Here is a 4,497-nt window from a genome sequence, read left to right on the forward strand (position 1 = left end):
GCGAAGACGCAATACCCTTTGACATTGCGGACGAAATCCACGACGACGGCTATGCTGACGAAGAAACGGAAATGTTTGACAGACTCTCGCGGCTGCTTAACAGAAAAGAAATGAAACTTGCGGAACTGCTCTACGCCGGACACTCGGCAAGAGAAGTGGCGAAACGGCTCAAACTGTCCCACACGGCAGTGAACAGGCGGATAAAACGGCTGCGGGAGAAACTTGCGGGGTGGCGGGAGTTAAAAGCAATGAATAATGAAGAATGAAGAATGGCAAGCGGTAAGCAAAAAAGCCAAAAAGCCAAAAGCGGTAAGCCGGAAGCGAAAAACAACGGTGTTGACAATTTTCAAATTGCCGTTATAATCTCGGTTGAAGGTTGTTGCCGGTCGACAGACGGTCAGCCCTCAGGAGTACGGTCTATAACCGCTTACCTATCTTGGGCAGAAGGGGCGGTTATTTTTTTGCGCTTTTTGAATTTCTTCCGACACTGTAACCGAGGGCAAATGCAGCAATGCACAGGCTCATAACAGAAACGAAATCAGTTTCAAACATTCGCATCACCCCCTCACAATGGAGTTATGAAGCAAACTCCGAGGGAGACCGCCTGCCGTCGTAAACCGGCAACTAAAAATATTATAGCACGTTGAAGAAGATTTGTCCGTTTGATAAAGACACTGTTATGAAGTGTCAAGCACGGAATGACGAAAAAAGAAGCAGTAAACTGGAAGCATTAAGCAAAAAATCCCCGTCACGCGTGCCCCGGAGGGGTATTCCGCGCGAAGCAACGCGGAGGCGCGGAATCCAGCGGCTTTCGCGAGCAACGGGAGCGCTATTAACGACACTGGATTCTGCGCTGCAGAACGAAGAACGAAGAACGAAGAACCAAAAAATCTTTGTCTTGCTGCATGGAGCGAAGCGGAAGTGCAGGGTCCAGCGGCTTAAAATCTCCGTCTCCCTGCGAAGCCCGAAGGGCTTGCGCAGGGTCCAGCGGCTTTACGGGCAAAGCCCGTTGGGTTTTAGAAGAAAAAGACACTGGATTCCGTGTCAAGCACGGAAAGACGGACAAAAAAGGAATGTTTTAACTTCAAACGTCCGCTTCAGCGGACACCGCAATTGGTTTTTATGGTAATTGTATTTTATAGTAATTGGTTTTTTGGGTCATTGGTTCTTTTGGTAATTGGTTTTTTTAAACCCTCGGCAACAATATTACACAACCTCATATAAGTGTAATTTAACAAATAGATAAAGCTACAAAGTTATAGGGCAACAAAAATTCAAATTTCCTTAAAGGGAGAGGATAACAATGTTAAGAACAAAAATCAGAAAGATAGCAGCAGTCCTAATGCTTGTATCGTTCATCTTCGCGACGGTATCGCCTGCGATGGCACTAACGCCGGGCGGACTAAAGAAGATAACGGAGATAGAGGGCGGCGGCGGAGCATCTAAGAATATTGGTACTGAGACTGACCCTGTTTGGGTTGCTTCAGACAATGCCAAAACCATCTACTTCGGCAACTACTGGCAGACCCTGAAAAGCGGGGCACCAAGCGCCTCAGAGGACTTGCGCGACTACAACTACGAAGGCATAAAATGGCGAGTGCTGTCAAACGACCAGACCGGCACAGGAACAAAACAGGTATTCCTTATGTCCGACCAGGGGCTGTACGCAGACCAGTTTAACAGCAGTGTACTCATGGGCAATAAGTGGAGCACGTCGGAAGTTCGTGCGACGCTGACAGGTTTGGAGTTGGGAGCGGCAAGCAACACGGTAGAATACGCTGACCTTAACACACCAAGCTTTGCTTACGATGCGTTTAACGCGAAAGAATATGCGGCGATAGCGGACACGACACACACGGCGGGAGGAGACTGTACAGGCAAAGACATAGAATCCACAGACAAACTCTTCCTGTTGAGTTACGAAGAAGTGAACAACACAGACTACGGCTTTGAAAACACGGATTTATGTATGCCAAGCGACACAAGAAGAGCGCCTGCGACAGAAATGGCGCAGCACGTGAAAATGTACGGCAACACAAAGGCGGCTGACGTCGATGATGGTAATTCGTATTGGTGGCTGCGCTCGCCCGGCGACGGCTTCGACTTTGCGTACGGCGTCATTGAGGACGGCGTAGTCATCTACGACCACGACATGTCCGACGACTTCTACGTCGACTACGCCGTTGTCGCCGCCCGTGCGGCTTTAAACCTGAATCAGGAATCGGTTTTGCTTTTATCCGCCGCCGTAGGCGGCAAGGGTGCCGACGCTTGCGTCGGCGCGTTTGGTTTGGACAACACGTATGAAGGCGAAAACGGCTGGAAACTGACGCTGAAAGACGCGTACAACGCAACGACAAATCCGACAGGTATAAAAGCGCCGACAAACGTGAGCGTGACGCAGACGATGACCGGCGGTGTTGACGCTCTCGCGGAAGCGGCAGACGAAGGCGGAACGATTGACCTGACAAGCGGCGTAACCGTTGAATACAGCGCTCCCGTTGTGAAATACACGGCACAGGCGATAACAGACGGAAAAGCAAACTACGTATCCGGCATAGTTGCGAATAGCGCCGGAGACTACGTCAACTACGCTAAAATATCAGACCAAGCGTCTGAAACAGGCAAAGAAGTAGGCTTCGGAACACTTGCCGACGGCACGTACAAAATGTACGTCTATGCCGAACAGGCAAACGGCGACAAAGAAACAGACTACGCCTCAGACTTCAGCAATACGGACGGCTATGAATTTACGAAAGGTTCAACAACAGCCTACGAAGGCACACTCAGCACAGGCTACGCGACAAAAGCCCTTACCGCCAACCTCGGCGGAGACTTCAACCTCTCATTTGAAAACGATACCTACAACACAGGCGTAACTGTAGGCGAAGGCGAAACGGGCACAATCACCGCAGACGCTACAGGCGGAACAACGCTGACGGGAAAAATAACCGTTGAAGAAAACGCGACACTCACCACGGCGAACAAATTTACGCTCAAAGGTGACAACACAGTTGACGGAACAGTAACAGGCGGCGCCCTCACAATAGCCGGAGGAAAAACAACCGTAAACGAGACGGGAAGCATAGAAAACGACGTAACGATACAAACGGCGGGCACGGTCAAAGCCGAAGGCAAAATAGCCAACGCCACGGTAAAAGAGGGCGGAACGCTTGAACTCAACGCGGACAAATACGGAGTAACCGGCGGTGTTGAAAATGCGGCGCTGGACGGCGGTACCCTCAACCTTACAGGCGGTACACTTACAAAAGCCGTAACAGGCGGAAACCTTAACGTCAACGGCGACGTAACGTCAAAAGCAGACTACATAGCCGGAGACACAAACACCGTAACCGCAGACAACATTCTTACCTTATCCGCCGGCGCACTCGCTAAAGCAATAACCGGAGAAGGCACAACAAAAATCGCCGGAGATGTAACAACAAACGCCAAAGTTTCAACCACAGCCTACACCATAGGAACGGCAGGGAATCTTACGACCGATGCGCAGTATATAGGTACTGCCATAGACAACAGCGGTATTGTCAATCTTACCGCCGGAACGCTTACCAAAGCAATAACCGGCGAAGGCACAACGAAAATCGCCGGAGATGTAACGGCAGAAGCAGCCATTGCCACAGTCCTGACAGTTGACACAGCGGGCGAACTCACAACGTCAGCGGACAACCTCGGCGGAGACGTAACTAACAGCGGTACCCTCAATCTTACCGCCGGAACGCTTGCCAAAGCAATAAGCGGAGAAGGCACGACAAAAATCACCGGAGACGTAACGGCAGAAGCAGCCATTGCCACAGCCCTGACGGTTGACACAACGGGCGAACTCACAACGTCAGCGGACAACCTCGGCGGTGACGTAACCAACAGCGGTATTGTCAACTTCACAGGCGGTACGCTTGCAAAGAACTACACAAGCACAGGCACGACAAACTTCAAAGACAAAACGACGTTCAGCGGCGAAGTCAGCCTGACGAACTCAACAGTTAACTTCTACCTAGACGGGTTCAAAGCGGGAGACACGATAGTAACCTCAGACAAAGCGGTTGCGTTGGATAATGCTGAAATCGGACTGTATCAGATAATAGATACGGAACACAAACTGACGCAGAAAGGCGACAAAATCACACTCATAAGCAGCGCTGAAGGCTACGGCTACACAGAAGAAGCCCCCAACCTTATTGACGTACAGGGTGGAATGGTAGAAGACACCTACGGCGTGTACCAAAGCACAACAGGAGCGCTTGAAGCTGCATATATTGAAAGCGGACTCATAGACCAGACAAAATCCTTCAGCGAAGCAAGACTGGCAGGCTCAGCGGCAATAAACAGCGCAAGCGACCTTGTAGCCTCAGCCGTAATAGAAAACGCGACAGCTGAAGCAAAAGACTGGGAAGCCTTTGCGGCGATACAGGGCAGCCACAGCCGTTATGAAACAGGCAGCCACATAGACCTCAACAGCACAAACGTTGCGGCGGGACTCTC

Annotated in this window: 2 protein-coding genes; both read left to right on the top strand. The window is 50.7% G+C overall.

All coding sequences use genetic code 11. The features are described from left to right. The coding region (locus KBS54_00820; protein ID MBQ0054678.1) for a winged helix-turn-helix transcriptional regulator at positions 1 to 266 on the top strand (266 nt) is incomplete at its 5' end. Between the two features lie 1,037 nt (positions 267 to 1,303). Then, the coding region (locus tag KBS54_00825; protein ID MBQ0054679.1) for a hypothetical protein at positions 1,304 to 4,497 on the top strand (3,194 nt) is incomplete at its 3' end.

Source organism: Candidatus Equadaptatus faecalis, from assembly GCA_018065065.1.
Lineage (GTDB): Bacteria > Synergistota > Synergistia > Synergistales > Synergistaceae > Equadaptatus > Equadaptatus faecalis.